We start from the raw sequence: 26,046 nt of genomic DNA, 5'->3' as shown, positions 1-26,046 counted from the left end.
TCGGTGAGCTGTCGGACGGGTCCTCTGGGTTGTTGACAAGCGGCCAGTTGGCCCGGGAGCCGGGCGGCGCGGCCTCCTGCCCGGGTCGGGGCGTCCTAACTGCTGCTGCAGCTGATCGTCGGCCAGGTCCAGTTGCCGTTGGCCATGACAGTGATCCCGAAGTTGTTGCCGTTGCCGTTCGGTCGCGCGGTGACGGTGCCGCTGCTGCCGCTGACCGAGGCATTCCAACTGTTCTGGATGCTCTGGCCGCCGCCGAGGCCGAGGCTGACGACCCAGTTGTTGGTGCCGGTGACCGCGACGTTGAGGTTGAACCGGTCACCCCACTGCTGTCCGGCGGTGATCGTCGCGTTGCAGGTGCCGGTCCCGGGGTTTCCGGTGGTCGGCCCGGAGGTCGGGTTGCCGCCGCTGCCCTCCCGGACGGTGATGTCGGAGCTTCCGCTGCTCTGGTAGCCCTCGGTGGCCATGACCTGGTAGCTGTGGTTGGAGCCGAGGTTCAGGCCGGCACGGGCCCAGGCGTCGAAGTGGTTGGCGGTGGTGATGGTGCCACTCGAACGCTTCTGCTGGCGGACGCTCCAGAACTGGTAGAACGTCTGGTTGCCGTCGATCGACGGGGCGTTGATCCGCTGGCTGCGGAGGATGTCGTAGGTGCCGCCGTCGGTGGTGACGGTGCCCATCCGGGTGGCGCCGCTGCTCGGGTTGTAGCTGCCGAAGTTCTCCACCACGTAGTACTCGATGAGCGGGTTACGCGTCCACCCGTACAGGGCGAGGTAGGTGTTGTTGTTGCCCGGGTTGTAGCTGCCCGAGTAGGTGACGGTCCGTCGGTTGCCGGTGGCCCAACCCTTGCCGCCGACCCAGTTGTTGGTGCTCCGGTCCCAACTGCTCGTGTATCGGCCGTCGGCGCGCAGCGTCATGCTGGCGTTGCCGCTGTCCTTCCAGAACGAGAAGTAGTAGCCGTTGTGCGTGCCGGTGAGGTTCGAGGTGAGGGTCCGGTCGGCCTCGGCGTACGCGTTGGTGGCGGTCATCGTGCCGGCGACGGCCAGGACGGCGGCGCACGCGGCGCCGACGAGCAGCCGCAGGCGGCCGCGCCTTCGCGGTGTGGTGTGAGTGGTGTCGGTCATGGAACTGTTGCCTCCTCTGACGGCTGGCGGGGGCCAGCGGCGCGGTACGCCTCGGCAGGCTGCCGGTGGTCGGGTGACGGCCACGGCGTCGTACCGCTCGGTGGTGGTGGGCCGGTCGTCCTGCACGACGACCAGATGAGTGGGTCGTGGTGGCTGGTGCTGACGACAATCGAATGCCGTCGATGGCGACCGTATTAACCCGGCTGTCGCCTTGTCAACAATTATCGGAAACAGAGTGGCAACGCCGCCGTCGTCACCGAACGACATCAAGCCAGGTCAGTAGTCGATCAGGGTGAGGACCTGTCGTGACGGAGTCGTACCGGCTGAGCCAGCTCTGGGTGGAGGCCGCCGAAAGTTCCGGAGACTTTTCGGACCACTCGAACCGGTCGGGGTCAGCGGCATGGGGGCGACCCTCCCGAAGGCCCGGACCGGTCAGCGACGTCCGAGGGCGTTGAGCCGGGCGGCCTGCCGGGTCAGGTGGTCGCGTTCGGCGAGGTTGGTGGCCTGCTGGGCGGCCTCGGCGTACAGCAGTGCCGCCCTGATCGGATCGCCGTCGCGCTCGTGCAGGTACGCCGCCACCGCCGTGTAGCGGGGCAGTGCGTCGTCCACTGTCGCCAGCGCCGCCAGGCCCGCCCTGGGGCCGTCGGCCGCACCGACCGCCACCGCGCGATTGAGTCGGACGACCGGATTGTCGGTCAGGCGCGCGAGTTCGTCGTACCACTCGACGATCTGCACCCAGTCGGTCTCCGCGGCGGTCGGCGCGTCCGCGTGCAGCGCCGCGATGGCGGCCTGGGCCTGGAACTCGCCCAGTCGGTCGCGGGCCAGGGCCGCCTGCAGGATCTCCACGCCTTCGGCGATGGCCCGGGTGTCCCAGCGGCTGCGGTCCTGCTCGGCGAGCGGCACCAGGCTGCCGTCGGGCGCGGTCCGGGCGGCGCGCCGGGCGTGGTGCACCAGCATGAGGGCCAGCAGCCCCGCCACCTCGGGATGGTCGATCGTCGCCGCGAGCTGCCGGGTGAGCCGGATGGCCTCGGCCGAGAGGTCCACGTCACCGGAGTACCCCTCGTTGAAGACCAGGTAGAGGACACGCAGCACGGTGGCGACGTCACCGGGTCGGTCGAGGCGCTGCCCGGAGACGGTGCGCTTCGCCCGGCTGATGCGCTGCGCCATGGTCGCCTCGGGCACCAGGTAGGCATGGGCGATCTGCCGGGTGGTCAGCCCGCCGACGGCGCGCAGCGTCAGCGCGACAGCGGACGACGGCGTCAGCGACGGGTGCGCGCACAGGAAGTAGAGCTGGAGCGTGTCGTCCACCGGGTGGCACGGCCCTGCCTCCGGCTCCTCGTCGACCAGGTCCTCGCGCCGACGGCGCGCGGCGTCGGCGCGGGCCACGTCGAGGAACCGTCGCCACGCCACGGTGGTCAGCCAACCCTTCGGGTCGCGAGGTGGGTCGTCCGGCCAGACGCGGACGGCCTCGACCAGGGCGTCCTGCACGGCGTCCTCGGCCGCCGCGAAGTCGATTCCGCGGCGGACGAGGATCCCGAGGACGCTCGGCGTGAGGCTTCGCAGCAGCGTCTCGTCCATCGGAGTCGTCACTCGGTGATGGTGGGCGGCTCGCTCAGGAACGGGCGCAGCTCCAGCCACTCGTGGATCGGCTTCCCGCCGGCCCCCGGAGCCGCCGACAGTTCCCCGGCCAGCTCGACAGCCCGGTCGTAGCTGTCGACGTCGATCACCATCCAGCCGGCGATGAGATCCTTGGTCTCCGCGAACGGGCCGTCGGTGACCGGCGGGCGGCCCTCGCCGTCGTACCGGACCCAGGCTCCCTCCGGGGCGAGTGCCTGACCGTCGACGAACTCGCCGGTTTCCTCGAGTCGGGCGGCGAAATCGCCCATGTACCTCATGTGGGCCGAGATCTCCTCCGGGGTCCACTTGTCCATCGGCACGTCGTTCACGGCGGTCGGGGCGCCCCGGTAGTGCTTGAGCAGCAGGTACTTCGCCATCGTGGTGCTCCCTCGGTGCTGGCGGTGACCCATCGTGGTCACGTTCACTCCGGGGACGAAGCCGGTCGGCGCTTCTCGACACGGCTGTCCGGTTTTTTTCCTCCCGCAGGTTAACCTCGGGTGAATCGTCCGACGTGGGGACACCACCGGCGACACAAAACTTGATTCGTTCCAAAATAGTGAGCTAGTGTTCGTACCCGTGATGTCCGACTTCGAGGCGCAGCTGCGGGCTGCCTCGTTGCGCGTGACCCGGCCCCGGTTGGCGGTGCTCACGGCGCTGCGCGACCACCCGCACGTCGGCACCGACGCGGTGATCGCGCTGGTCCGCGCGGACCATCCCACGGTCTCCCACCAGGCGGTGTACGACGTACTGCGCGTGCTCACCGACGCCGGCCTGGTCCGGCGCATCCAGCCGGCCGGGGCGACCGCCCGCTACGAGTCCCGGGTCGCCGACAACCACCACCATGTCGTGTGCCGCTTCTGCGGTGCCATTGCCGACGTCGACTGCGCCGTCGGTCACGCCCCCTGTCTCACCGCCTCCGGCGACCACGGTTTCACGGTCGACGAGGCGGAGGTCGTCTACTGGGGCACCTGCCCCGACTGTGCGACCGAACGTATGCCCCAGAGATCCGCAAGCTCGGAAGGAAGCCCATGAGCGACACCCAGGACAACGGCCCCACCAGTGCGCAGGGCGTGGACCAGAAGGCAGCGGCCGGCTGCCCGGTCGCGCACGACTCGGTGACCGCGCACGGCAGCGAGAGTGAGAACCCGGCGATCGACGCGCCGACCCCGAAGACCGGCGGTCGTCCGCGCACCAACCGGGACTGGTGGCCGAACCAGCTCGACCTCTCGGTGCTGCACGCCCACTCGAACAAGGGCAACCCGCTGGGCGAGAACTTCAGCTACGCCAAGGAGTTCGCGAAGCTCGACGTCGAGGCCCTCAAGCGCGACGTCGCCGAGGTGCTCACCACCTCGCAGGACTGGTGGCCGGCCGACTTCGGCCACTACGGCGGCCTGATGATCCGGATGAGCTGGCACGCCGCCGGCACGTACCGCATCGAGGACGGTCGCGGCGGCGCCGGTGACGGCGGGCAGCGGTTCGCGCCGCTGAACAGTTGGCCGGACAACGCCAACCTGGACAAGGCCCGCCGGCTGCTCTGGCCGGTGAAGCAGAAGTACGGCCAGAAGATCTCCTGGGCCGACCTGCTCGTGCTGGCCGGCAACGTCGCGCTGGAGTCGATGGGCTTCAAGACCTTCGGTTTCGGCTTCGGCCGCGAGGACGTGTGGGAGCCGGAGGAGATCTTCTGGGGTCCGGAGGACACCTGGCTGGGCGACGAGCGCTACGCCTCCGAGAAGGAGATGTCGGCCGGCGTCGGCTCGACCGAGATGGGGCTCATCTACGTCAACCCGGAGGGCCCGCGCGGTAACGCCGACCCGGCCGCGGCGGCGCACTTCATCCGCGAGACCTTCGGCCGGATGGCGATGAACGACGAGGAGACCGTCGCCCTCATCGCCGGTGGTCACACCTTCGGTAAGACCCACGGTGCCGGCGTCGCCGACAACCACGTGGGCGCCGAGCCCGAGGGCGCACCACTGGAGGCGCAGGGTCTGGGTTGGCTGAGCACCCACGGCAGCGGCAAGGGCGCCGACACGATCACCAGTGGTCTCGAGGTGACGTGGACCGACGTGCCGACGCAGTGGAGCAACCGCTTCTTCGAGATCCTCTTCGGTTACGAGTGGGAGCTGACCACCAGCCCCGGCGGTGCGAAGCAGTGGGTCGCCAAGGACGCCGAGGCGATCATCCCGGACCCGTTCGACGCGGCCAAGAAGCACAAGCCGACGATGCTCACGACCGACCTGTCGCTGCGCGTCGACCCGGCGTACGAGAAGATCTCCCGCCGCTTCCTGGAGAACCCCGACCAGTTCGCGCTCGCCTTCGCCAAGGCGTGGTACAAGCTGTTGCACCGCGACATGGGCCCGATCGAGCGTTTCCTCGGGCCGTGGGTGGCCGAGCCGCAGCTGTGGCAGGACCCGGTGCCGACCGTCGCCCACGAGCTGGTGGGTGACACCGACGTCGCCGCCCTCAAGGCGAAGGTCCTGGAGTCCGGTCTCACCGTCGACCAGCTGGTCTCCACCGCCTGGGCCTCGGCCGCGAGCTTCCGGAACACCGACAAGCGCGGCGGCGCCAACGGGGCGCGGATCCGCCTCGAGCCGCAGCGCAGCTGGGAGGTCAACCAGCCCGAGCAGCTGGCGACCGTGCTGGCCACCCTCGAGGGCATCCAGCAGGACTTCAACTCGGCTGGCGGGGCGACCATCTCGCTCGCCGACCTGATCGTGCTGGCCGGTGCGGCCGCCGTCGAGAAGGCGGCGCGCGACGCCGGCGTCGAGGTGACGGTGCCGTTCCGCGCGGGCCGCACCGACGCGACCCAGGAGCAGACCGACACCGACTCGTTCCGGGTCCTGGAGCCGCGTGCCGACGGTTTCCGCAACTACCTGCGTGCCGGCGAGAAGACCCAGCCGGAGGTGCTGCTCATCGACCGTGCGTACATGCTCAACCTGACCGCGCCCGAGATGACCGTCCTCATCGGTGGTCTGCGCTCTCTCGGCGCCAACGTCGGTGGCAGCCGGCACGGTGTCCTCACCGACCGGCCGGGCGTGCTCACCAACGACTTCTTCGCCAACCTGCTCTCGCCGGGCACCCGGTGGAACGCGTCGAAGTCCGACGAGCACGTGTACGAGATCCGCGACCTGGCCACCGACGAGGTGAAGTGGACCGCCACGGCTGTCGACCTCATCTTCGGGTCCAACTCGCAGTTGCGCGCCCTCGCCGAGGTCTACGCCAGCCAGGACGCCCGTGACAAGTTCGTGGGCGACTTCGTGGCCGCCTGGACCAAGGTCATGGAGCTGGACCGCTTCGATCTCGTCTGACCGGTAACCACCGACGAGCCCCGGCCGATCATTTACTGATCGACCGGGGCTCGTCCGCGTCCGCGGGCCGTTCGACGCGGCACCTGCGCCGTGCACCTCGATGTCATCTCCGGTGCCATTCCCTTCGCAAAGAATCCCATGGATGATTTTCTTGTCTCATTGATCAGCTCGCGGACGGCCCCATCCATGGCAAGGTGTTGACCCTGTCCGGGCGGCGGGCGCGGGTCTAGTCACGCAGGGAGTCAACGTGGGCCATCCCCACCTGCAGGCCGAGGACGTGGACCAGCACGCCGGGAGCCCGCCGATTCCCCGACAACGGGTGCTCCCCACCCCGGTGCCCACGCTGGGCGCCGCCGACAGCGGCACCACCTGGCGTCCACTGCGGATCGCGATGATCGGCCAGAAGGGGATGCCGGCGACCTACGGCGGGATCGAGCGGCACGTGGAGGAAATGGCCAGCCGCCTCGCCAGCTACGGGCACGAGGTCACCGTCTACTGCCGCCGCAGCTACGGCGAGACACCCGCCGACGGCTACCGGGGCGTACGACTGCGCCAGACCCACACGATCGCGAGCAAGCACCTCGACGCCATCGTGCACGCGGCGATCTCGACAGTGGCGGCGATGACGGCACGACCCGACATCGTGCACTACCACGGGCTCGGGCCGGCCCTCGTCGCCCCGCTCCCGCGGGCCCTGTCCCGGGCGCGCGTGGTCCTGACCGTGCACGGGTTGGACAACCAGCGGGGCAAGTGGGGGTTCGCGGCGCGGGCGGTGCTGGGCAGCGCCCACTGGTTCAGCGGGTACGTCCCGCACCAGCGGGTGGCGGTCTCCCAGGGGCTCGCCGCGCACTACGGCGCCCGGTTCGGCCGTCCGACGACCTACATCCCGAACGGCGTGAACCCGGCCCGACCAGCGCGGACCCGTCAGCTCCAGGACCGGTTCGGGCTGATCCCCGGCGGTTACCTGCTGCTCGTCGGTCGGTTGGTCCCAGAGAAGGCAGCCGACCTGCTGATCCGGGCCTTTCGCCGGACGAGGACCCCGATCCGCCTGGCGATCGTCGGCGGGTCGTCGTTCACCGACGACTTCGTGGACCGGTTACGTCGGCAAGCCGGGACGGACGACCGGATCGTCTTCACCGGATTCGCCTACGGCGACCTGCTCGCCGAGCTGTACAGCGGGGCGGCCGGCTTCGTGCAACCGTCCCGGTTGGAGGGACTGCCGTTGACGTTGCTGGAGGCGGCGGCGTACGGGCTGCCGGTGGTCGCGAGCGACATCGCGCCGCACGTCGAGGTGCTGGGGTCCGACGGTGCCGGCGGGCGGTTGTTCCGTGACGGCGACGAGGACGACCTGGTGCGGGTGCTGACGTCGATGCTCGCCGACCTTCCCGGTGAACGGGCCGGTGCCATGGCGCTGGGCGAGCGGATCACCGGCAGGTACAGCTGGGACACCGCCGCCCGCGAGTTGGAGGGGCTCTATCTCCGGCTGTCGCCGGAGCCGGGCCGATGGGCCAGGGCACGAAGCGCCGAGGTCGCCGGCTGACCGGGCGGCCTTCATCGTGACGAGCTCGGGTCAACCAGCAGGAGGACGGAGCGGTCGGTGCAACGGCCCCTTCTGCCGCCGGGGTGACCGGGGCTAGATTGAACCGATCTTGTGCCGGGAGGACATCGGTGGGCCGCGCCCGGCAGCGGCCGGGCAGCGCCGATTCAGTTCAGTGGGATCAGTGGAACAACACACGCAGCAGGTCACCCCGCTCCTGACCAGGCGGCTCGACCCGACCCGCCTGTTCACCGTCGGCGCGGCGCTCGCCGCCGCGGTCGTGGCGGTGATCGCCGGCGTCTCCCTGGCGGCCGGTGACCGTCGGGGCATGGTGCTGCCGCTCGCGGCGGTCGCGGGGATCGCGGTGGCCGTCCTCGCGCTGACCCGGTTCGCCGCGTACGTGCTGTTGATGCTCGCGGTGCGCTCCTGCGTCGACCTGTTCAAGCTGACCGGCCCGAGCGCCGGCCAGGCCGACCCGGCCGGATCGGCGCGGGCGGTGGACCCCTCCACACTGCTCGCGGTGCTGTTCCTCCTCGCCGCCGGGCTCTGGCTGGCCGCGCAGCTCAGCAGACACGGGCGGCTGCACGGATCGCCACTGAGCTGGGCCATGCTGCTCGTCGGCGTCAGCAGCGTGGTCAGCGCCCTCGGTGCCAGTCGGCCGGCGAACAGCCTGTTGGAGGCGTTGCGGATCCTCACCGTGGTGGTGATGTTCGTGGTGCTGGAACAACTCATGCCGGACACCGCGGCGATCCGTCGGGTCCTGCTCGCCTGCTACGCCTCGCTGGTGCTGGCGCTGGGCTACACCGTCGTGCTGTCGCTGCTCGGCAACCCGCCGGCCGAGGTGAAGGGCGACTTCACCAGGATCAGCGGCACGTTCAGCCAGTCGACCACGTTCGGCCGCTACCTGATGTTCATGGTGATCTTCGGGTTCGCGGTGTACCGCTTCCTGGATCGTCGACTGCGGGTGTCCCTCGGCGTGCTGCTCGCGCTCTCGCTGCTGTTCCTGCTGCTCACCAACACCCGCAGCGCCCTGCTCGGCGCGGCGATCGGTCTGGTGGTGGTAGCGGCCCTGCACCGCAGCAAGCGGATGCTCGTCACCCTCTGCGTGGTGGCGGTCGCCGGGGTGGCACTGGTGCCCGCCGTCGGTGAACGCTTCGCCCAACTCGGTACGTCGCGCGCCGTCGGCGGAGACCCCACCGGAAACACCCTGGCCTGGCGGATCGGCTACTGGACCGAGATCGTCACGCTCGCCGACCGGAACCCGGTGACCGGCATCGGGCCGAACATGACCCAGCGCGAGACCGACGAGGCGAAGAAGCCGCACAACGACTTTCTGCGGGCGTACGTGGAGACCGGACTGCTCGGTCTCGGGGCGTACCTGCTGATGCTTGTCGCCTTTCTGCACACCGCGCGCAGAGCGCTGCGGCGTGCGCCTCCGGGCAGCTTCGAGCGTGGCGTCGCGGTCGGCTTCGCCGGCTGCGCCGCCGCCTTCGTGGCGGTCAGCGCCGCGTCCAACGTCATCTCCAACGTGGTCACCCTCTGGTACTTCGTCGCGTTCGCCGCGGCGGCAGGTGTGATCGCTCGCCAACCGGCTCCGAACCCGACCGGCGAGCAGCCACGAGGCACGTCCGTCCCGGTTTGACTGAACGACAGCATTGGGGAAAAAGTGGAGATCGTCGACTACCTGCGGGTCGCCCGGCGGCGCCTCTGGGTACTCGTGGGGGTGCCGGTGCTCGCCACCGGCGCCGCGGCCGCCATCGTCCTGTTCGCGCCACAGCAGTTCAGCGGGACCGCGTACGTGGCGGCGCCGGCGCTGGTGGGCGGCGCCGCCGGGACGCAGTACACAGGTACGCAGGCGGCGAACCAGTTCGTGGCGGCGTTCGGCGCGGCGGTAACCTCGCCCCGCGTCCTCGCCGACGTGGCCGGTGACACCGGGGTGCCGCCGGAGCGACTGCGCGACGGGCTCGCCGTCACCCAGGTCGGCGCGAGCAGCCAGTTGGAGGTGACGTACGCCGCCGGTGACCGGGCTTCTGTCGCACCGGTGCTGACCGCGACCACCACCCGGGCGTTGGCCTTCCTCTTCTCCTCGCAGGTCGGCATCGCCACCGGTGAGGTCGAGGCGGCCAACGCGGACGTCACCGCGGCGACCAGGGCGATCGGCGATTGGGAGAAGACGAACAAGGTCTCCCAGCCGGACCGGATCTACCAGGCGACGCTCGGCGAGCTGACGAGCCTGCGCCAGCAGCAGCTCTCCATGCAGGCGGTTGGCAACAGCCGCGGCGTCGACGCGGCGACCGCCGCGATCACGACAGCGCAGAAGAAGCTCGACCAGTTGGGGCCGAAGCTCCCCGACTACCAGGCCCTGCTCGCCCAGCGGGACGCGGCGACGAACGCCCTGTCCCAGGCGCGGGAGGGGTTGCAGGCGGCGCGGGCGCAGGCCCAGGCCGCCGACCCGAAGCAGGTGACGAGTATCGGCGAGGCGCACGAGGTGAGCCGGGTGACGGAGCTGGTGCGCACCGCCCTGCCGGTCGGCGGCGCCGGTCTGCTGCTCGGCGTGCTGCTGGTGGGCGTACTCGAACTGCTCTCCCGGGGTCGTGCCGCCGCCCGGCCGGTGTCCCCGGCGGCTCCCTCGGTGCCGGCGGAGACCGTGACCGCGGCACGACAGTGACCGTCGCGGAACGGGCCGCCGGGTGGGCGCGGTGACCGGCCGGTCAACGGCCGCGCCGGAGGCCGGCGACCAGCAGGTACGCGGCATGGCCCGCGGTGGTGTGCTGAACCTGGGCACCGCCGTGCTCAGCCAGGTGGCGCTCTTCCTGGTGATGCTGGTGCTGGCCCGGGCCCTGGGGGTACGCGAACTCGGCCGGTACGCCCAGGTCTACGCGGTGCTGTCGTTGCTGGGGTTGCTCTCGCTCTCCGGCTTCCGGGCCGGGCTGACCCGGTTCGTGGCGGTGCATCTCGCCGACGACGAGCCGGCCGCCCTCCGGGGCGCGATCCGGCTCGGGATCGGCATCTCGGCGGTGGCGTCCACTGTGCTCGCCCTGGGCCTGGCGATCGGTGCGCCGTGGCTGGCCGACGCCCTGCACGACCCGCGGCTCACCACCGGGCTGCGGTTGGTGGCGTTGTGCCTGCCCGCCTCGACCGTCTGCGAGGCCGCGCTCGCCGCCACCCGGGGGTGGCGCACGCAGCGGGCGTACGCGCTCATCGGTCAGGTCTACGAGCCGGCCGCCCGGCTGGTGCTCACCGCGCTGGCGCTCGCCCTCGGGGCGGGCCTGACCGGCGCGTTCTGGGCGCTGGTGGTGGCGAGTTGGAGCGCGGCCGGTCTCGCCCTCGTGGCACTCGCCCGGATGGTGCGCCGGGTGCCCGCCGCCCGACCCGCGTACCGGCCCGGCGAGTTGTTCCGGTTCTCGACAGTCAGCTGGGTCTCGTCGCTGTCGTCCACCGGGCTGATCTGGGTGGACGCCCTGCTGCTCGGCTTCTTCGACTACGGTCCCGACGCGATCGGCGTCTACCACGTGGCGACCCGGCTGGTCACTATCGCGGTGTTCGTGCTGGCACCGGTCAACGCCTCGTTCGGTCCGCACCTGGCGCACCTCTACCACCAGGGCCGGTGGGACGAGGTACGCCGGATCTACCGGGTCGCCACCGGTTGGGTGCTGCGGCTGTCGCTGCCGGCCTTCGTGGTGTTGCTGGTCTTCCCGGAGCAGTTGTTGCGGCTGGTCGGCGGGCCGGGTCTGGCCGGGGGAGCGGCGGTGACCGTCGTGCTGGCGCTCGGCCAGCTCGTCAACGCCGCGACCGGGCCCTGCGGAACGCTGCTGAACATGTCCGGCCGGGTCTCGGTGAACATGGTGGACAATCTCGCCGCCCTGCTGCTCAACGTCCTGCTCAACCTGTGGCTCATCCCGGCGTACGGCATCCTCGGCGCGGCGGTGGCCTGGGCGGTCTCGTTGGCGGCGGTGAACGTCGCCCGGGTCTGGCAGGTACGTGCGCAGGTGCACACCGTTCCGGTGACGGCGGGCATGGTCAAGGGCCTGGTCGCCGCGCTTGCCGCGATGGGAGTCGGGTTCGGTGTGCGCTGGCTGGTCGAGGGTTGGACCGCGCAGCTCGTGGTCGGTCTGGCCGCGATAGCGGCGGTGTACCTCGCCGCGGTGCTCGCCCTCGGGCTCAGTCGGGAGGACGTCATGGTGCTGCGCTCGGTGACCCGCCGGGGTGGTCGACGCCCCGACGCCCCTCGCCAGGCCGCCCGGGCCGGCTCGTGACCGGCGGCACGCGACGTCAGGTGACCGACCGGCTGCGCCGGGGTGTCCGCGCGGCGCGGGCCTGGGGACGGGCGGCCCGGCCGGGGGAGCCGGGCCCGTTGCCCGACTTCCTGGTGATCGGTGGGCAGCGCTGCGGCACCACGTCGCTGTACCACCACCTCGCGGCGCATCCCCGGGTGCGGGCGGCCAGCGGCAAGGAGTTGCAGTACTTCAGCGTGCACCACGATCGGGGGGTGCGGTGGTACCGGGGGCACTTCCCGCGCCTCGCGCCGGGTGAGCGGACGTTCGAGGCGAGCCCCTACTACCTGTTCCACCCGAGCGTGCCGGCCCGGGTCGCCGCGATCCTGCCGCAGGCCCGCTTCGTCGCGCTGCTGCGGGACCCGGTCCAGCGGGCGTACTCGCACTACCTGCACACCCGCTCGTACGGCGTGGAGCCGCTGTCCTTCGCCGACGCCCTCGACGCGGAGGAGGAGCGGCTGGCGCGGGCGACGCGGGGTGGCCCGGACACCCCCGCCGCGCACCGGGCCTTACGGAACTATTCGTACGCGGCCCGGGGCCGCTACGCCGAGCAGGTGGACCGGTGGTTCGCGCACGTTTCCCGGGAGCGGATCCACGTCGCCCGGACCGAGGACCTGCACGCCGACCCGGCCGGGACGTACGGCGACATCGTGCGCTTCCTCGGCCTGCCGGCCTTCACCCCCGAGGCGTTCACCAGGCACACCCGTCGCGTCGACACGGGCGTCTCCGAGCTGACCCCGGCGCTGCGGGAGCGCCTGGGTGAGCACTTCGCGCCGCACAACGAGCGCCTGGCCACCCTGTTGGGCTGGCCCGACACCTGGCCCGACTAGCGGACGGTGGCGAGGATCCGCTCCACCGGCTGGTCGGCGCGGAGCAGGACGGGAACGTCAGTCACAGTGGTGCCGCCACCGGCCGCGCGAAGCGGGGAACCCACCGCCCCGGTTCGTCCGCCCGGTGCCGCGGGCACTGTCACCGGCGTTTTCGCCGCCGACCAGAGCACCAGCGTGCTCTGTCCACCCCGGACGAACGCGACCCCGCTCAGCCGGCCAGCGACCGATGCGGGCAGCGGCGTCACAGTGGCGTCCCGGGCCGCGTCGGCCAGGGCCGCCAACATCCGGCCGGCCTCCCGTTCGGTGCCGTCCGGGTCGAGCAGGCCGTAGCGGACCTCGCTGCCGGCCGCGTTGTTCGGGTTGTACGCCAACGGCAACCAACTGATCTCACCGATGCCACCGGCGGCCAACAGGGTGACCGTCTTGACCATCTCGGCCGCCCGGCTGGCCGGGTCACCGTCGCCGTCACGCCAGAACTGCCCGACCTCCCAGGCCTGGATCGGCGTACCAGCCGGTGTGGTGGCGCGCAGGTGGTCCAGCAACGGTGCCACCCCGCTGAAGTGCTCGTAGAAGTGCACCTGCCGGACGTCGACGGTGCGGTCGGCCAGCAGCGACTCGGTCACCGCCAGGAAACGCAGACTGCGGCTGTTGGTCTCGGTGCCGAGCGCCCGGCGTAGCTGCGCCTCCCCGGTCACCGTCGGGATCTGCTGCCCCCGGGTGCCGACCCGGCGCTGGAAGTACGCCTGGTAGGCGCTGACGGCCTCGGGCACCCGACCGGCGCGCACCAGCCGGTCGGCAACCCCCATTCCGTACGCGACGCTGCTGATGCCGGAGTCGACCACCAGCGCCTTCGGGTCGGTCGCGCGGATCGTCTCGGCGGCGGCCCGGACCAGCCGCGCGTAATCCTCGGGACTGCCGGCCCAGTAGCTCGGCGCGTTCACCTCGTTCTCAATGGCGTACTCCCGCACCCCGTACGGGCCGTAGCGCTGCACCACCGAGCGGACGAACCGTTGGTACGCGCCGAGGTCGGTGGGCATCGCCGACTCGGTCTTGTTGGCCGCCCCCCGGGTGTGGCGGGCGGTGCCACCCGTCGCCCAGCACACGCCGGTGCGGATCTTCAGGTGCAGTGTGATCCCCAACTCCCGGCTGCGCGAGGCGATCTCGTCCAGGCCGGCCCAGTCCACCTGCCCGGCGGTGCGTTCGATCTCGCACCAGGAGATCTCCTCGTACGTCGCGGAACCGGCGAGCCGGCGCAGGTACGGCTCGAACTGCTGGTACCGCGACCAGTCCCAGTGCGCGCCGAAGGGGTTGCCCACCCCGTCGACAGTGCCGGTGGCCTGCGGTGCCGCCGTCGGGGAGGGGGTGGCGGCCGGCGGCGGGTCGTCGTCGTGGGCGGTGCAGCCGGCGGTGAGCAGGAGCGTGGCGGCGAGGGCGGCGACGGCGCGGAGCCGCAGCGGGCGGGTCACCGGTAGCCCAGCGCGCGCAGGGTCGGGCCGGAGAAGACCCAGACCAGCAGACGCAGGAACGGGTCGAGTTCGCGGCGGTGGCTGCCCACCCGGGAACCGTAGATCGGTGCGGTGTCGCCGGCCGACGCCCGCCGCCGCTCCGCCTCGGTGGTGTACTTCTGGGCCACGTCGTGCTGCTTGCTGTCGTAGTCGAGGATGCCGTCCTCCCACGGCTCGCCGAGGAACTCGAAGAGACCCCGCATCGTCTTCTCCGGTTCGCTGACCGCCTGCTCGTACCGCAGCTCGTGGTAGCGGTCCGCGGGCAGTGTGGCACCGACAGCCCGCGCGGTGCGGATGTAGCGTGGCCACTTCACCACGCACTTCACGGCGGACCAGTAGCCGAAACGCTTGCGGTGCGAGACCACCACGTCGCGCCCGTCCCGGATGAGGTGCACGATCTGGGCGTCCGGGAAGACCTCGGTGACGAAGTCCAGCGACATCGCGTACAGCGGCGTCTTGTCGGCCCACCGGCTCTTGCCCCGCGCGGCGGCGTAGTCGGCGTGCACGCCGCCGAAGAAGTCCCGGATCCGGCGGAGCCAGTCCTCCCGCGGAAAGCCGAAGCGGGCCAGCCGTTCCCAGTCCTGGCCGACGATCCGTCGCAGGTCCGGCAGGAACCGGGTCTCCGGGCCGCAGCTGATCCGCGAGTGCGAGTCGAGGACGAGGCGCACCATCGTGGTGCCCGACCGCTGGCAGCCGACCAGGAAGATCGGCGCGGTACGGGTTCCGGTGTCAGCCACTGTCGACCGCCTTCGTCGTCTCGGATCGGGCGTCGGCCGCGGCGCGGTCGAGCCGTTCGCTCAGCTCGTCGCAGCGGGCCCGGACGCGCCTGTCGACGGGTAGCCGTCGGTCACCGGTCGCGCCGTGCGACAGGCGTGGGGCGATGTGCGCGTGCAGCCGGGGATGGTAGGGGAAGTCGAGGAAGGCGCAGAGCCGCCGTAGCTGCGCGGCGGGCTCCGCGACCAGGCTGTCGTAGCGGCAGAGCAGCACGTCCGCCCGCCGGTCGAGGCCGAGCTGGAAGACGAGCGAGTTGCGGACGTACCAGAACAGCGCCGCCCCGCTGTGCGGGTCCAACCGTTGCGGGTCGTGGGCCCGGATCAGCTCGACGGTGTCGGTGTCGAGCCGTTGCCCCTGCCACCGTCGCCCGATGCTGCCTTCGGCGATCGCCCGTAGGGCGCGCAGGTTGGCGTCGCCGAACTTGGCGACCTCGGAGCGGGCCCGGTCGTCGACGTCGCGGTAGACCCAGAGCGCCCGCCCGGGCGTCAGCCCCGCAAGGGCGAGCAACTCGTCCACGCGGTGGCTCTCGCAGAGCGGCTTGACCAGGACGTACGCGTGCCGGCTGCGCCGCACCGTGGCGGTCAGCACCGCGTCCGGGCGGAGTTGGAAGCGGTGGAACACCGCCCTGTCGTTCTCGTTGTGGACTTCGAACTCGGGGGCGGCGTCCAGGCCCCGGACCAGCATGTTCGTGCCGGAGCGTTGCAGACCGACCAGGTAGACCGGCATCGCCGTGCCGGGTGGGCGGCCGGCCCGCCGTCGCCAGCGCCGCTTCGCCAGGGCCGTGCCGATCCGGTCGACCGGGTTGAGGCGGTCCTCCTCGACCAGCCGTCCGATCCCCTCGGTGCGTGCCCAGCGCAGATGCCGCCGGACCCGCCGGGCGGTGTACGCGAGCGCGGAGACCTCGTCGTCGGCTGCCACGGGTCCTCCTCGTCGGGCACCGGCCCGGCCCGACACCAGAGCGGGTGCGACCGGCGGCAGCCAGGCTATCGGGAGATCATGGCGGGAGGCCAGGCTGCGGACCGCACGGGTAGACGAAGATCAACCGTTCAGCCACATGCGAAACGTGAGCTGGACTCGCCGACTCAGCCTGCATACCGTGGGCCCTGGCCGGGGCGGGCAGACCCCGGTCATCACCTCCGGGCCGGTTCGCCCGATCGACGTGAGCAGGCCGAGTCGATGCGCGTGCTGCATGTGAACAAGTTCCTCTACCGCCGTGGTGGCGCCGAGGGGTATCTGCTCGATCTCGCCGACCTGCAACGGGCCGCTGGTGACACGGTCGCCTACTTCGGCATGAGCCACCCGGAGAACGAGTCGCCGCTGCCGTACGCCGCGCGGTTTCCGTCCGAAGTGGAGCTGGAACCCGCGCCGAGCGGCCTGCGGCCCCGCGCGGTGGCCGTCGGCCGGATGCTGTGGTCACCGACGAGCCGCCGCGGGCTGGCCCAGGTGATCGACGACTTCCGGCCGGACGTGCTGCACCTGCACAACATCTACCACCAGCTCTCCCCGTCGGTGCTCGCCGCGGCCCGCGCGGCCGGTGTGCCGTGCGTGCTGACCATGCACGACTACAAGCTCGCCTGCCCGAGCTACCAACTGCTCGACCGGGGCCGCCCCTGCCAGGCGTGTGTGACCGGTGGCCCGTTGCAGGCGGCCCGTCGCCGCTGCAAGGACGGATCGCTGTCCCGCAGTGGCCTGCTCGCCGTCGAGTCCTGGTTGCACCGCAAGCTGGACGCGTACGACCCGGTGCAGCTCTTCGTCAGCCCGAGCGGTTTCCTGGCCGACGTGATGCGCCGCGCGGGCGTGTACCCGGACCGGTTGCGGGTGGTGAACCACTTCGTCGACCTGTCCGGCGTGGCCGCGAAGCAGACGCCGGGCGGCGGTGTCGTCTTCGCCGGCCGGCTGGCGGCGGAGAAGGGCGTCGACGTGCTGATCGAGGCGGCCGCCGCGCTGCCCGACGGGGTGAGCGTGGACGTCGCCGGCGACGGCCCGGCCCGCCCGGAGCTGGAGGCGCTCGCCGCGCGGCGGGTGCCCGGCCGGGTCCGTTTCCACTGTCGTCTCGACAAGCCGCGCCTGCACGAGCTGATCCGGTCGGCGGCGGTGGTCGCCGTCCCGTCCCGGTGGCACGAGAACCAGCCGATGGCGGTGCTGGAGGCGTTCGCCTGCGGTGTGCCGGTGGTCGCCACCGACCTGGGCGGGCTTCCCGAGCTGGTCGAATCCGGGGTGGACGGTCACATTGTCGCCTCCGACGACCCGACGGCCCTCAGCGACGCGCTGAACGACGTCCTGGCCGACAGTGAGCGGGCGTACCGGATGGGTCGGGCCGGCCGGGCGAAGATCGCCGCCCAGTTCGCTCCGGACCGGCACCTGGAGCGGATCCGTGGGCTGTACGCGGAGGCCGCCGAGGCGATGCCGTTGCGGCGGCGGTCCGGCCGGGCAGCCGTCGGCGGGGGAGCGGCCCGGTGAGCCAGGTGCGGGTGCTCTACCTCGCCGGCAGCGGTCGCAGTGGCAGCACGCTGGTGACGACCGTGCTGGGACAGGTGCCGGGCTTCTTCGCGGCCGGTGAGCTGCGCTACCTGTGGCGGCGCGGCCTCCTGGAGAACCGGCAGTGCGGCTGCGGCTCCCCGGTGGCCGACTGCCCGCTCTGGAGCCGGGTGCGCGCCGACCTGACCGACGCCGACCCGACCGGGATCGCCGCCCGGTTGGCCCAGCGGCTGCGGCTGCGACGGCTGCCCACCCTGCTGCGTCGCCACCGTCGGGGGCAGCCGCCGGTCGCGGCGCACCCCGACGACACGCAGGTGGCCCGGCTCTACGCCTCGATCGCCGCACACGCCCTGGCCGGCCGGCCGGACGGTGTCATCGTCGACTCCTCCAAGCTGCCGCCGTACGGGGCCCTGCTCGGCAGCCTGCCCGGCATCGACCTGTACGTCCTGCACGTGGTGCGCGACCCCCGCGCCACCGCGTACTCCTGGCGTCGCCGACGCCCCCTGGACGGGCCCGCCGACGACCAGCTCATGAGCCGACCCCCGGTGGGCAAGGCCGCGCTGCTGTGGCTGGTCTGGAACACCGCGACCGTACGACTGTGGGGCGACCCCCGCCGTGCGCCGGGCCGCTACCTGCGGGTCCGGTACGAGGACTTCGTGGCCGACCCTGCCGGCACCACCGCCCGGATCGCCGGCTTCGTCGGCGCGACCCCCGACGAGCTTCCGTTCCCGACACCTGCCACGGTGCGGCTCGCTCCCACCCACTCGGTGGCCGGCAACCCGTCGCGGCACCGCACCGGGCTCATCGACGTGGTCGCCGACAGCGAGTGGGTGACCCGACTACCCACCAGCGCGTACGCGGTGGTGACCGGGCTGACCGCCGTGGCCCTCACCCGGTTCGGCTACCCGGTGCGCCGCCCGGCGTCCGTGCCTCCGGCCACCCGCCTCGCCGCGGAACCGGCCGTGTCCCCGTCACCCGCCACCCGGCAGGAAGGCTGAACGATGCTCTCACTGGTGGTGGGCACCGGTCGCTGCGGTTCGACACTGGTCCAGGAGTTGCTCTCCCGACATCCCGCTGTCGGCTTCGTCTCCGGTCTGGACGACAAACTGGCCCGGCTGAACCCCAGGGGCAGGTTCAACGGCGCGCTCTACCGGCGTTCGGCGCCGCGCCCGGCGGGGATGACCTCGCTGCGGCACAGTCGACGGTTGCTGGAGCGGGGTCGGCTCCGCGTGGCGCCGTCGGAGGCGTACCACCTGCTCGACCGGCAGGTGCTCGCCGGTTTCTCCCGACCCTGCCGGGACCTGCTGGCCGAGGACCTGACGCCGTTCGTGGCCCGGCGGCTGCGGGCCTTCTTCGACGAGCGGATCGCGCGGCAGGGCTGCCAACAGTTGGTGCAGCACGTCACCGGGTGGCCGCGGACCGGCCTGCTGCACGCCGCGTACCCGGATCTGCGGGTGGTCAACGTGGTGCGCGACGGCCGGGCGGTGGCCAACTCGTGGCTCCAGATGGGCTGGTGGGACGGGTGGCGCGGGCCCGACAACTGGATCTACGGCCCACTCCCGTCCGACCTGCGGGAGGAGTGGCTCGAGTCCGGTCGCTCGTTCCAGGTGCTCGCCGCGCTGGGCTGGAAGATGCTGATGGACGCGTTCGCGCAGGCCCGGCTGCGTCACCCGGCCGGTCAGTGGTTGGACGTGCGCTACGAGGACCTGGTCGAGCAGCCGCGCGAGCAGGTCGGCCGGATGCTCGACTTCCTCGGCCTCGACTGGTCGGTCGCCTTCGAGAAGGGCTTCTCCCGGTACGACTTCACAGTGGGTAGGGCGGAGGCGTACCGGGACGAACTCAGCCCGGCGCAGCTCGCCGCCGTCGAACGGGTGCTGGAGAAGTCGCTGGCCGAGTGGGGTTATCCGGTCTACGGCACGCTGCAGGAGTAGAGGATCGCCGTCAGCATGCCGAGCGTGCCGGTGACCGGTGTCGACGTCCAACCGCCCGGGCCGTTGGCCACCAGTCGGAAGGTGCCGCTTCCGATGCCCAGCAACCCCCCGGGGACGGTGACCGAGGTGGCGGTGGCGCCGAGGGTTCCGCCGCCGGTGAAGCCGCCCGACAGCGACCAGGTGAAACCGGTGCGGGTCAGACCTCCGGCGGCGGGCAGCGTCCAGGTGAAGGTCGGCGGGGTGAGGACGCCCGCCGAGCACTGAAGGTTCGTCGGCGGATTGACAGTGCCGGCTTGGAGGGACCCACGCCCGTACTCGGTGGCGGTCCAGGCGGCTAGCGTCGACTGTGGTGAAGGAAGCACGACGACGGTGCCGACGAGGAGCACTGCCACGGCACCTGCGAGCCGACGCATTCGGACGGGGCCGGTCGGCTGCCGGAGCGGCGGGGACGGCACGCGGGGCCGCCTCACGGCCGCTCCACTCTGACCCGGTGGCGGCGTGCGGCGAGCCTCAGCAGCAGACCGGTGCAGAGCGCGCCGCCGCCGGCCAGCAGCGGGGTCCACAGATTGGTGCCGGTGCGCGGAAGTGGGCCGACAGTGCCGCCCGCCGACGCGCTGTCGCCGAATCCGGTCGCCGTGACGATCAGGTCCGCCGACCCCGAGGCGACCGAGTTGGCGAGCAGGCTCGCGGTGACGAGCACCCACCGCTGCTGGTCGGCGCGCATCGCGCTGATGGTGACGGGGCGTCCGGTCAGTCTGGTGGCGGGACCGTCGGCGAGAACCTGCTCGCCCCGGCCGGTGGGGCAGGCTCCGTTCACCCAGCGGAGGGCGCAGATGGCGGCAGCGACCTGAAGTCCGTCCGGCCGGACGGTGAGGGGGCCCAGCGCCGACAGTGAGATGGTCACCTCGCCGGGCTGCCCGGCGTGCGCCGAGACGCCCACCTGCCAGGGCACTGGCTGCTCCGGTGCCAGGTTCGCCATCCGGTCGTCGTCACCGATCGAGACCACTGTGAGGTATCTGCTCCGGGTGACCTCCTCGGTGGTGTCCGCGCGGGCCTGGCCGGGCGTCGCCAGGAGCGCGGCCGCGACGCCGGGCAGCACGGCCAGCACGACGAACATCCGCCCCACTATCGACTCGCCGTGCGCCGCCGTGCCGCTCGGCTCGCCCTCCGGCACCGATCCCGCTTCCTCCGGCACCGCCGAACCCGACGGCCGGCGCCGCCACGTCCCGCGCCGCCGGGCCCCCGGCTCGCCCCCGCGCGGCCAGAACGCCCACGTCACGATCACCGCGGCGCCGATCGTGATCAGACTCGTGGCGTACACGTTCGACACGGAGCGCACCGCGTACCCCAGCCTGGGTGCCGAGAACTCCACCAGCCGCACCTGGTTGACCGCGTACGGCGCGGCGTCGTTCGACTGGTTCGCGTCGCCCCGCAGGGTGAGCAGGCGAGTGGGTCCACCGCCGTTGACGATGTCGACCACCCGGTGGGTGATGGGTGGCAGCGGCGTGCGGTCGACGGTGACGACGTCTCCCACGTGGACCTCGGACGCCGGGATCTCCCGCACCACGGCCAGTGAACCGGCGGGAATGGTGGGGCTCATCGACCCGGTCTTGAACAGGATGAGCGTGATGTCGAAGACGAACGCCAGCGGGACGAGGACGACGCACACCGTCCCACCGACGGCGAGCACCGTCAGCACCAGGTCGCCGACACGGGCGAGGGTGCCGTGCCGTCGACGTGCGCGTCCCACCATCTGAAGGTCCTTTACGTAGACGTGGCAGTGAATTCCCAGGTGACGATCCCGGTCGTGCCCTGGTACGTGTTGCTGGCGCCGGACTGGACCCGGACCTCGAAGCAGAACCGCAGCTGTGGAGTCGCGCCGGCCGGCACGGTGATGGCCGACGAGACCGGCGAGCCGGGCACCGCGGTGATGGCTGAGTAGCTGGGCCCGACGATCCAGGTGGGCGAACCGGAGAAGGCGGCGGCGGCACACGTGGTGCTCGTGGTGGCGGTCCGCACCGCCCGGTACTCGAGCGCGGGCAGCAGGGCACCGGAGTTGTTCGACGAACTCGTCAGCGCGACAGTGCCGCCGACATTCGTCGTGGAGGTCGTCCGGATGTCGAGGAAGGCGTAGAACGACACCGAGGGGGACATCGCCGTCGCGTTGAACGCCAGCGTCGCCGCGTTCGCCACTGGTGTGTGGCTGGCCCAACTGCTGGAGGCGGTCTGCGATTCGGTGCCGAAGATGCTGGCACCGAACGACCCGGTGCCGTACTCGCTGTCGGTCCACGCGGCGAGCGTGGACGTCGTTCCCAGACCGAGAACGAGCGCGCCAGCGAGTACGGCACGGGTCCGGCGAAGCCGTGGTGTTCCGGCCGGCGTACGACGGTTGACCACGGCCACCACCTAGACGGACTCGGCCAGGAGTTGCCAGGTTTCCGTTACCGACGTGCCCTGCACGAGGGTGCCGCCCGCCGTGACGACGAAGCAGAGGTTCACCGCAGCGCCGGGCGTGGTGGGTGGAGTGCCCTGCGTCAGGTTGAACGGCACCGCACCGGCCACCGAGTTGAGCGGGGTGCCCTGCGCCACGATCCAGGTCGGGGTGGTGGGTGTCGCGCTGCAGTTGGCGAAGGCCGGGACCGTCGCGATCCCGTAGGTGAGGCCGACGAAGGCGGGTGGAGCGGGGCTGGCCGACGCCACGGTGACGGTGGCGTCGTACGTGGTGGTCGCGGTCAGCCGCACGGCGAACGGTGCCGCGACGACGTCACCGGGGCTGATGTCGTCGAAGCCGGTGCTGAAGGTCAACGCGGCCGCCGTGCCGGCGGTGGGGTGTTCGGCGTAGGTGGTGCCGTTGGTGCTGCCCTCCATGCTGAACGTGCCCGCCGTGAACGTGCCGGTGGCGTATTCCGAGTCGTTCCAGGCGGCGAGGGTGATCGTCGCGCCGAGGCCGAGGACGATCCCTCCGGCCAGGATGGCCTTCAGCTTGCGGCGAGAGCCTCGACCGCTCGAACTCTGCACTGCCGTCCCTGTCGGTTCACTCAATTTGTCCTCCTCGGTGCAACGCGGTTGGTTGTCGTGGGCCGGTGCCAGCGGCGCAAGCATCACGATAAGGATCAAAAACCCATAAAACGCCCAAAGACCCCAAGTCACCCCGAGGGGGTACGTGGGCGCGCGCGGCCCTATCGACGGGCGTCCAGACCGGCGGCTACCCTGTGGCCCCCAGACCATCGATGTGAGGAGATGCGATGGCGCGCCGCACCGGCCGACCCTCCTACCAACTGGACAAGGCCGACTCGCGCCACCGACGCACAGTGCGCTTCGCGGCCGTCGCGGGCGTGATCGCACTTGTCACCGCACTGCTCGGTGGGCTGATCGGCTACCAGGTGGGCCGTCCGGACGCCACCGAGGCGACGATCGCGAACCTCAAGCAGGACGAGGCGAAGCGGGATGCCCAGCAGATCGCGGAACTGATTGAGACGGCCCGACGCGTCCGCGACCAGGTCGCCCCGGTGTTGGCCGCGATGAAGACGGAGGCGACCGGTGGACGTGCGCCGGACCCGGCGAAGGCGCGCCAGTGGCAGGAGGTCATGCGCCAGGCGGCCGAGCCGTTCGCCGACCCGCCGTCGGGAACCACCGCCACGAACGTGGCGCGGGGCGGGTTGCGCGGAGCGGTCCAGCAGGCGTCACTGGCCGTCGACGCCTACGCGCTGGCCGCCGCCGTCCCGGCCGCGCATCGTGCGGCAGTGCTGGACGTCAGCGCGCGGCAGGCAGCCGAGGCCGCGACCATCTGGTCGGTCGCGGCGACCCAACTCGACCAGATCGGCGTCGATGCCGGGCAGGGCCACCAGCACGTGTTCCTGGACACAGACCCGCACGGAGGGGCCCTCACCCCGGACGGGGCAGCCGAGGGAACCGGTGGCTGAGGCCCGTTGCGGGGCAACTGTCGGGTTTCCCGGCGGGGCTCGACGTGCCGCGTCGGACGAGCGGTCGCCGCGCGATCTGGGGCCGACGCGCCGAATCGGGTACGGTCGCTATCGCAAAGTCTACGAACCAGATTGGCTTTCTAGGTAATGGAAGCCGAATCGGAGGGGCACAGCCGTGAGGTTCCCAAGCGTCGTCCGTCAGGCCGGCCTCGTCGCAGCCGTCGCCGCCCTCGCGCTGACAGCGGGTTGCGCGAAGAAGGACGACAGTGAGGTCCAGGCGAGCGGCGTCAAGCTGGTCGCGGCGGGCAAGCTGACCGTCTGCACCCACCTGCCGTACCCGCCGTTCCAGTCCAAGGACGCCAGCGGCAAGGTGACCGGCTTCGACGTCGAGATCATGGACCTGGTCGCCAAGGACCTCGGCGTCGAGCAGACGATCATCGACACCCCGTTCGAGGGGATCAAGTCCGGTCAGGACCTCAACACCGGCAAGTGCGACGCGGCCGCCGCCGGCATGACCATCACCGAGGAGCGGAAGAAGGTCATCGACTTCTCCGATCCCTACTTCGACGCCACCCAGGCGATGCTCGTCAAGACCGGCAAGACCTACAAGTCGCTCGACGACCTCACTGGCAAGAAGCTCGGCGTCCAGGCGGCCACCACGGGTCGTGACTACGCCAAGAAGCTCGAGGCGGAGAAGGGCCTGAAGCTCGTCGAGTTCGAGGACCTCGCCGCCCTCCAGCAGGCGGTCGCCAACGGTCAGGTCGAGGCCGCCATCAACGACCTGCCGGTCTGGACCGAGTACCTGAAGAAGAACCCGGGCGGGTTCGAGGTAGCGGCCGAGTTCGACACCGGTGAGCAGTACGGCTTCCCCGTCAAGAAGGACGCCAACCCGGAGCTGCTCAAGAAGATCAACGAGGTGCTGGCCAAGGCCAAGCAGGACGGCACGTACAACACGATCTACGAGAAGTGGATCGGCAAGCAGCCGAGCGCCTGAGCCGCAGCGCGGCCGAGCGCCTGAGCACCGCGCAGTACCGGAGGGCGTGCGTCCCGCGCGCCCTCCGTGTCGGTAACCTCCGGGAAGGCAACGAGCGAACGTGAAGCTGCGACGCCGCCAGCGGGAGCGGCTGTCCCTCGGGCTCCAGTACCTGGTCTTCATCGCCATCATCGCCACGGTGCTCGTCGCCGCGGACTGGGACAGGCTGGCCGACGCGTTCTTCCGCGTCGACATCATCAAGTCGATGTTCCCGACGATCATCACCGTCGCGCTGCGCAACACCGTCCTGTACACGCTCGGCGCGTTCGCCTTCGGGCTCGTGTTCGGCACCGTCCTGGCGCTGATGCGGCTGTCCCGGGTGGCGCCGTACCGCTGGGTGGCGACGGCGTACATCGAGCTGTTCCGGGGCCTGCCCGCGCTGCTGGTGCTGTTCCTCGTCGGGTACGGCATCCCGATCGCCTTCCCGGAGCGCGAGATCCCGGGCGGGGTGTTCGGATCGATAGCTATCGGCCTCGGGTTGACCGCCGCGGCGTACATGGCGGAGACCATCCGGGCCGGCATCCAGGCCGTGCCGAAGGGGCAGATGGAGGCGGCGCGGACCCTCGGCATGTCGCACTTCACCGCCATGCGCACGATCGTCGTCCCGCAGGCGTTCCGGATCGTGATCCCACCGCTGACGAACGAGCTCATCCTGCTCACGAAGGACTCGTCGCTCGCCTACGTGCTCGGGGTGACGGCGCAGACCATCGAGATCACCAAGTTCGGTCGGGACATGCTCAACGACCGGGTGAACGCGACCCCGCTGCTGGTGGCCGGACTGGCCTACCTGGTGATCACCCTGCCGCTCTCGCAGGTGGTACGACGCCTCGAACTCCGCTACGCCAAGGCTCGGTGACCCCGATGACGACAAGCCCGTCCCGCCCCGCAGTGGAGATCCGCGACCTGCACAAGTCCTTCGGCCCGCTCAAGGTGCTCAACGGCATCGACTTCGAGGTCGGCCAGGGTGAGGTGGTCTGTGTCATCGGCCCGTCCGGCTCCGGCAAGTCGACACTGCTGCGCTGCGTCGATCTGCTGGAGGAGCCGACAGCCGGCAAGATCTGGGTGAACGGCGTCGAGATGACCGACCCGGACGTCGAGATCGACGCGGTTCGCCGGGGCATCGGCATGGTGTTCCAGTCGTTCAACCTGTTTCCGCACCTGACCGTCCTGAACAACCTCACCATCGCCCAGCGGCGGGTGCTCCGGCGAGGTCGGGCCGAGGCCGAGCGGATCGCGCGGGCCAATCTGGAGCGCGTCGGGTTGACCGACAAGGCCGACACCTTCCCGGCCCAGCTCTCCGGCGGTCAGCAGCAGCGGGCGGCAATCGCCCGGTCGCTGTCGATGGAGCCGAAGCTGATGCTCTTCGACGAGCCGACCTCGGCGCTCGACCCGGAACTCGTCGGCGACGTGCTCACCGTCATGCGCAAGCTGGCCGAGGACGGGATGACGATGATGGTGGTCACCCACGAGATGGCGTTCGCCCGCGACGTCGCCGACCGGGTCGTGTTCATGGACGGTGGCGTGGTGGTCGAGCAGGGCCCGCCGCAGGAGGTGCTCGGCGCGCCGAAGCACGAGCGGACCCGCGCGTTCCTCTCCCGGGTTCTCGACCCGACCCGCGTCGCGCAACTCGGTCAGCCCGACCAGTCGCCCGAGCCACCGCAGGCGCTCGGCCTGCCGGCGGACGACCGCCACCACCTCTGACCCACACTTTCCGTACGCCT

General features: G+C 71.2%; 24 protein-coding genes. 14 read left to right on the top strand and 10 right to left on the bottom strand.

What is annotated here, in order from left to right; all coding sequences use genetic code 11:
• Positions 1–95: 95 nt before the first annotated feature.
• The 3 genes from ABZ406_RS28500 to ABZ406_RS28490 all read right to left on the bottom strand — a co-directional run bounded on the left by ABZ406_RS28500 (position 96) and on the right by ABZ406_RS28490 (position 3,112).
• Positions 96–1,118, bottom strand: coding sequence for a glycoside hydrolase family 11 protein (locus ABZ406_RS28500; protein ID WP_357768074.1), 1,023 nt, complete (start codon positions 1,116–1,118; stop codon positions 96–98).
• Positions 1,119–1,550: 432 nt separating this feature from the next.
• Positions 1,551–2,696, bottom strand: coding sequence for a DUF6596 domain-containing protein (locus ABZ406_RS28495; RefSeq protein WP_357768083.1), 1,146 nt, complete (start codon positions 2,694–2,696; stop codon positions 1,551–1,553).
• 8 nt (positions 2,697–2,704) lie between these two features.
• A complete protein-coding gene (locus tag ABZ406_RS28490) occupies positions 2,705–3,112 on the bottom strand; it encodes a YciI family protein (protein WP_357768071.1) in 408 nt (135 codons plus the stop codon).
• Positions 3,113–3,311: 199 nt separating this feature from the next.
• Between ABZ406_RS28490 and ABZ406_RS28485 the strand changes: the two genes are divergently transcribed.
• From ABZ406_RS28485 to ABZ406_RS28455, 7 genes are all read left to right on the top strand, one after another.
• Positions 3,312–3,767, top strand: coding sequence for a Fur family transcriptional regulator (locus ABZ406_RS28485; protein ID WP_357768080.1), 456 nt, complete (start codon positions 3,312–3,314; stop codon positions 3,765–3,767).
• A complete protein-coding gene (katG, locus tag ABZ406_RS28480; RefSeq protein WP_357768068.1) occupies positions 3,764–6,040 on the top strand; it encodes a catalase/peroxidase HPI in 2,277 nt (758 codons plus the stop codon). The genes ABZ406_RS28485 and katG overlap by 4 nt, the downstream gene beginning before the upstream one ends.
• A 247-nt stretch (positions 6,041–6,287) precedes the next feature.
• Positions 6,288–7,580: a glycosyltransferase family 4 protein gene (locus ABZ406_RS28475; protein WP_357768064.1), complete on the top strand. Its 1,293-nt coding sequence runs from the start codon at positions 6,288–6,290 to the stop codon at positions 7,578–7,580.
• A 181-nt stretch (positions 7,581–7,761) separates the two neighbouring features.
• The gene (locus ABZ406_RS28470; RefSeq protein WP_357768061.1) at positions 7,762–9,219 is read left to right on the top strand and encodes an O-antigen ligase family protein; all 1,458 of its coding nucleotides are present in this window, start codon (positions 7,762–7,764) and stop codon (positions 9,217–9,219) included.
• 24 nt (positions 9,220–9,243) lie between these two features.
• Entirely contained in the window at positions 9,244–10,245 is a 1,002-nt protein-coding gene (locus tag ABZ406_RS28465) for a Wzz/FepE/Etk N-terminal domain-containing protein (protein WP_357768058.1), read from the top strand.
• Positions 10,246–10,276: 31 nt separating this feature from the next.
• Positions 10,277–11,833 carry an oligosaccharide flippase family protein gene (locus tag ABZ406_RS28460; protein ID WP_357768055.1) on the top strand — a complete coding sequence of 519 codons (1,557 nt, stop codon included), beginning with the start codon at positions 10,277–10,279 and terminating at the stop codon, positions 11,831–11,833.
• 20 nt (positions 11,834–11,853) lie between these two features.
• Positions 11,854–12,681 carry a sulfotransferase gene (locus ABZ406_RS28455; protein WP_357768052.1) on the top strand — a complete coding sequence of 276 codons (828 nt, stop codon included), beginning with the start codon at positions 11,854–11,856 and terminating at the stop codon, positions 12,679–12,681.
• On the opposite strand, the gene ABZ406_RS28450 is transcribed toward ABZ406_RS28455, so the two are convergent.
• Genes ABZ406_RS28450 through ABZ406_RS28440 form a run of 3 tightly spaced genes read right to left on the bottom strand, consistent with a single transcriptional unit; the run spans position 12,678 to position 15,878 of the window.
• Complete coding sequence (locus ABZ406_RS28450; RefSeq protein ID WP_357768050.1) at positions 12,678–14,147, bottom strand: hypothetical protein; 1,470 nt, start codon at positions 14,145–14,147, stop codon at positions 12,678–12,680. The genes ABZ406_RS28455 and ABZ406_RS28450 overlap by 4 nt on opposite strands.
• Positions 14,144–14,923 (bottom strand): sulfotransferase, encoded by a 780-nt coding sequence (locus tag ABZ406_RS28445; protein ID WP_357768047.1) that lies wholly within the window; start codon positions 14,921–14,923, stop codon positions 14,144–14,146. Before ABZ406_RS28445 ends, ABZ406_RS28450 begins: the two co-directional genes overlap by 4 nt.
• Complete coding sequence (locus tag ABZ406_RS28440) at positions 14,916–15,878, bottom strand: hypothetical protein (RefSeq protein ID WP_357768044.1); 963 nt, start codon at positions 15,876–15,878, stop codon at positions 14,916–14,918. Before ABZ406_RS28440 ends, ABZ406_RS28445 begins: the two co-directional genes overlap by 8 nt.
• 258 nt (positions 15,879–16,136) lie before the next feature.
• Here ABZ406_RS28440 and ABZ406_RS28435 point away from each other — a divergent pair, with 258 nt between their 5' ends.
• The 3 genes from ABZ406_RS28435 to ABZ406_RS28425 are packed head-to-tail and all read left to right on the top strand — an operon-like array spanning position 16,137 to position 19,369.
• A complete protein-coding gene (locus ABZ406_RS28435; protein ID WP_357768041.1) occupies positions 16,137–17,420 on the top strand; it encodes a glycosyltransferase in 1,284 nt (427 codons plus the stop codon).
• Positions 17,417–18,436: a sulfotransferase gene (locus tag ABZ406_RS28430; protein ID WP_357768038.1), complete on the top strand. Its 1,020-nt coding sequence runs from the start codon at positions 17,417–17,419 to the stop codon at positions 18,434–18,436. Before ABZ406_RS28435 ends, ABZ406_RS28430 begins: the two co-directional genes overlap by 4 nt.
• A 3-nt stretch (positions 18,437–18,439) precedes the next feature.
• On the top strand, positions 18,440–19,369 hold the full coding sequence (locus ABZ406_RS28425; protein WP_357768036.1) for a sulfotransferase: 930 nt from the start codon (positions 18,440–18,442) through the stop codon (positions 19,367–19,369).
• Here the strand turns inward: ABZ406_RS28425 and ABZ406_RS28420 are convergent.
• The 4 genes from ABZ406_RS28420 to ABZ406_RS28405 form a co-directional block, all read right to left on the bottom strand.
• Positions 19,348–19,761 (bottom strand): hypothetical protein, encoded by a 414-nt coding sequence (locus ABZ406_RS28420; protein ID WP_357768033.1) that lies wholly within the window; start codon positions 19,759–19,761, stop codon positions 19,348–19,350. The two genes, ABZ406_RS28425 and ABZ406_RS28420, sit on opposite strands and share 22 nt — an antisense overlap.
• A 74-nt stretch (positions 19,762–19,835) precedes the next feature.
• Positions 19,836–21,122, bottom strand: coding sequence for a signal peptidase I (locus ABZ406_RS28415; protein ID WP_357768030.1), 1,287 nt, complete (start codon positions 21,120–21,122; stop codon positions 19,836–19,838).
• A gap of 11 nt (positions 21,123–21,133) precedes the next feature.
• Entirely contained in the window at positions 21,134–21,766 is a 633-nt protein-coding gene (locus tag ABZ406_RS28410; protein WP_357768027.1) for a SipW-dependent-type signal peptide-containing protein, read from the bottom strand.
• 9 nt (positions 21,767–21,775) lie between these two features.
• Positions 21,776–22,411: a SipW-dependent-type signal peptide-containing protein gene (locus tag ABZ406_RS28405; protein WP_357768024.1), complete on the bottom strand. Its 636-nt coding sequence runs from the start codon at positions 22,409–22,411 to the stop codon at positions 21,776–21,778.
• Positions 22,412–22,614: 203 nt separating this feature from the next.
• Here ABZ406_RS28405 and ABZ406_RS28400 point away from each other — a divergent pair, with 203 nt between their 5' ends.
• The 4 genes from ABZ406_RS28400 to ABZ406_RS28385 all read left to right on the top strand — a co-directional run bounded on the left by ABZ406_RS28400 (position 22,615) and on the right by ABZ406_RS28385 (position 26,026).
• Positions 22,615–23,292: a hypothetical protein gene (locus tag ABZ406_RS28400; RefSeq protein WP_357768021.1), complete on the top strand. Its 678-nt coding sequence runs from the start codon at positions 22,615–22,617 to the stop codon at positions 23,290–23,292.
• A gap of 175 nt (positions 23,293–23,467) precedes the next feature.
• Positions 23,468–24,286 carry a basic amino acid ABC transporter substrate-binding protein gene (locus ABZ406_RS28395; RefSeq protein ID WP_357768018.1) on the top strand — a complete coding sequence of 273 codons (819 nt, stop codon included), beginning with the start codon at positions 23,468–23,470 and terminating at the stop codon, positions 24,284–24,286.
• A gap of 100 nt (positions 24,287–24,386) precedes the next feature.
• Positions 24,387–25,181, top strand: a complete 795-nt coding sequence (locus ABZ406_RS28390) for an amino acid ABC transporter permease (RefSeq protein WP_357768015.1) — start codon at positions 24,387–24,389, stop codon at positions 25,179–25,181.
• A gap of 5 nt (positions 25,182–25,186) precedes the next feature.
• On the top strand, positions 25,187–26,026 hold the full coding sequence (locus ABZ406_RS28385; RefSeq protein WP_357768012.1) for an amino acid ABC transporter ATP-binding protein: 840 nt from the start codon (positions 25,187–25,189) through the stop codon (positions 26,024–26,026).
• Positions 26,027–26,046 lie beyond the last annotated feature (20 nt).

Source organism: Micromonospora sp. NPDC005710, assembly GCF_040630995.1.
In the GTDB taxonomy this organism is placed as follows: Bacteria; Actinomycetota; Actinomycetes; order Mycobacteriales; family Micromonosporaceae; genus Micromonospora.
The sequence above is the reverse complement of the archived record's forward strand: the minus strand, read 5'-3'. Positions and strand labels throughout refer to the sequence as shown.

Coding starts and splice junctions, on each gene's coding strand:
- ABZ406_RS28500 (WP_357768074.1), bottom strand. CDS start 1,118: ATGACCGACACCACTCACACCACACCGCGAAGGCGCGGCCGCCTGCGG.
- ABZ406_RS28495 (WP_357768083.1), bottom strand. CDS start 2,696: ATGGACGAGACGCTGCTGCGAAGCCTCACGCCGAGCGTCCTCGGGATC.
- ABZ406_RS28490 (WP_357768071.1), bottom strand. CDS start 3,112: ATGGCGAAGTACCTGCTGCTCAAGCACTACCGGGGCGCCCCGACCGCC.
- katG (WP_357768068.1), top strand. CDS start 3,764: ATGAGCGACACCCAGGACAACGGCCCCACCAGTGCGCAGGGCGTGGAC.
- ABZ406_RS28435 (WP_357768041.1), top strand. CDS start 16,137: ATGCGCGTGCTGCATGTGAACAAGTTCCTCTACCGCCGTGGTGGCGCC.
- ABZ406_RS28425 (WP_357768036.1), top strand. CDS start 18,440: ATGCTCTCACTGGTGGTGGGCACCGGTCGCTGCGGTTCGACACTGGTC.
- ABZ406_RS28415 (WP_357768030.1), bottom strand. CDS start 21,122: ATGGTGGGACGCGCACGTCGACGGCACGGCACCCTCGCCCGTGTCGGC.
- ABZ406_RS28400 (WP_357768021.1), top strand. CDS start 22,615: ATGGCGCGCCGCACCGGCCGACCCTCCTACCAACTGGACAAGGCCGAC.
- ABZ406_RS28385 (WP_357768012.1), top strand. CDS start 25,187: ATGACGACAAGCCCGTCCCGCCCCGCAGTGGAGATCCGCGACCTGCAC.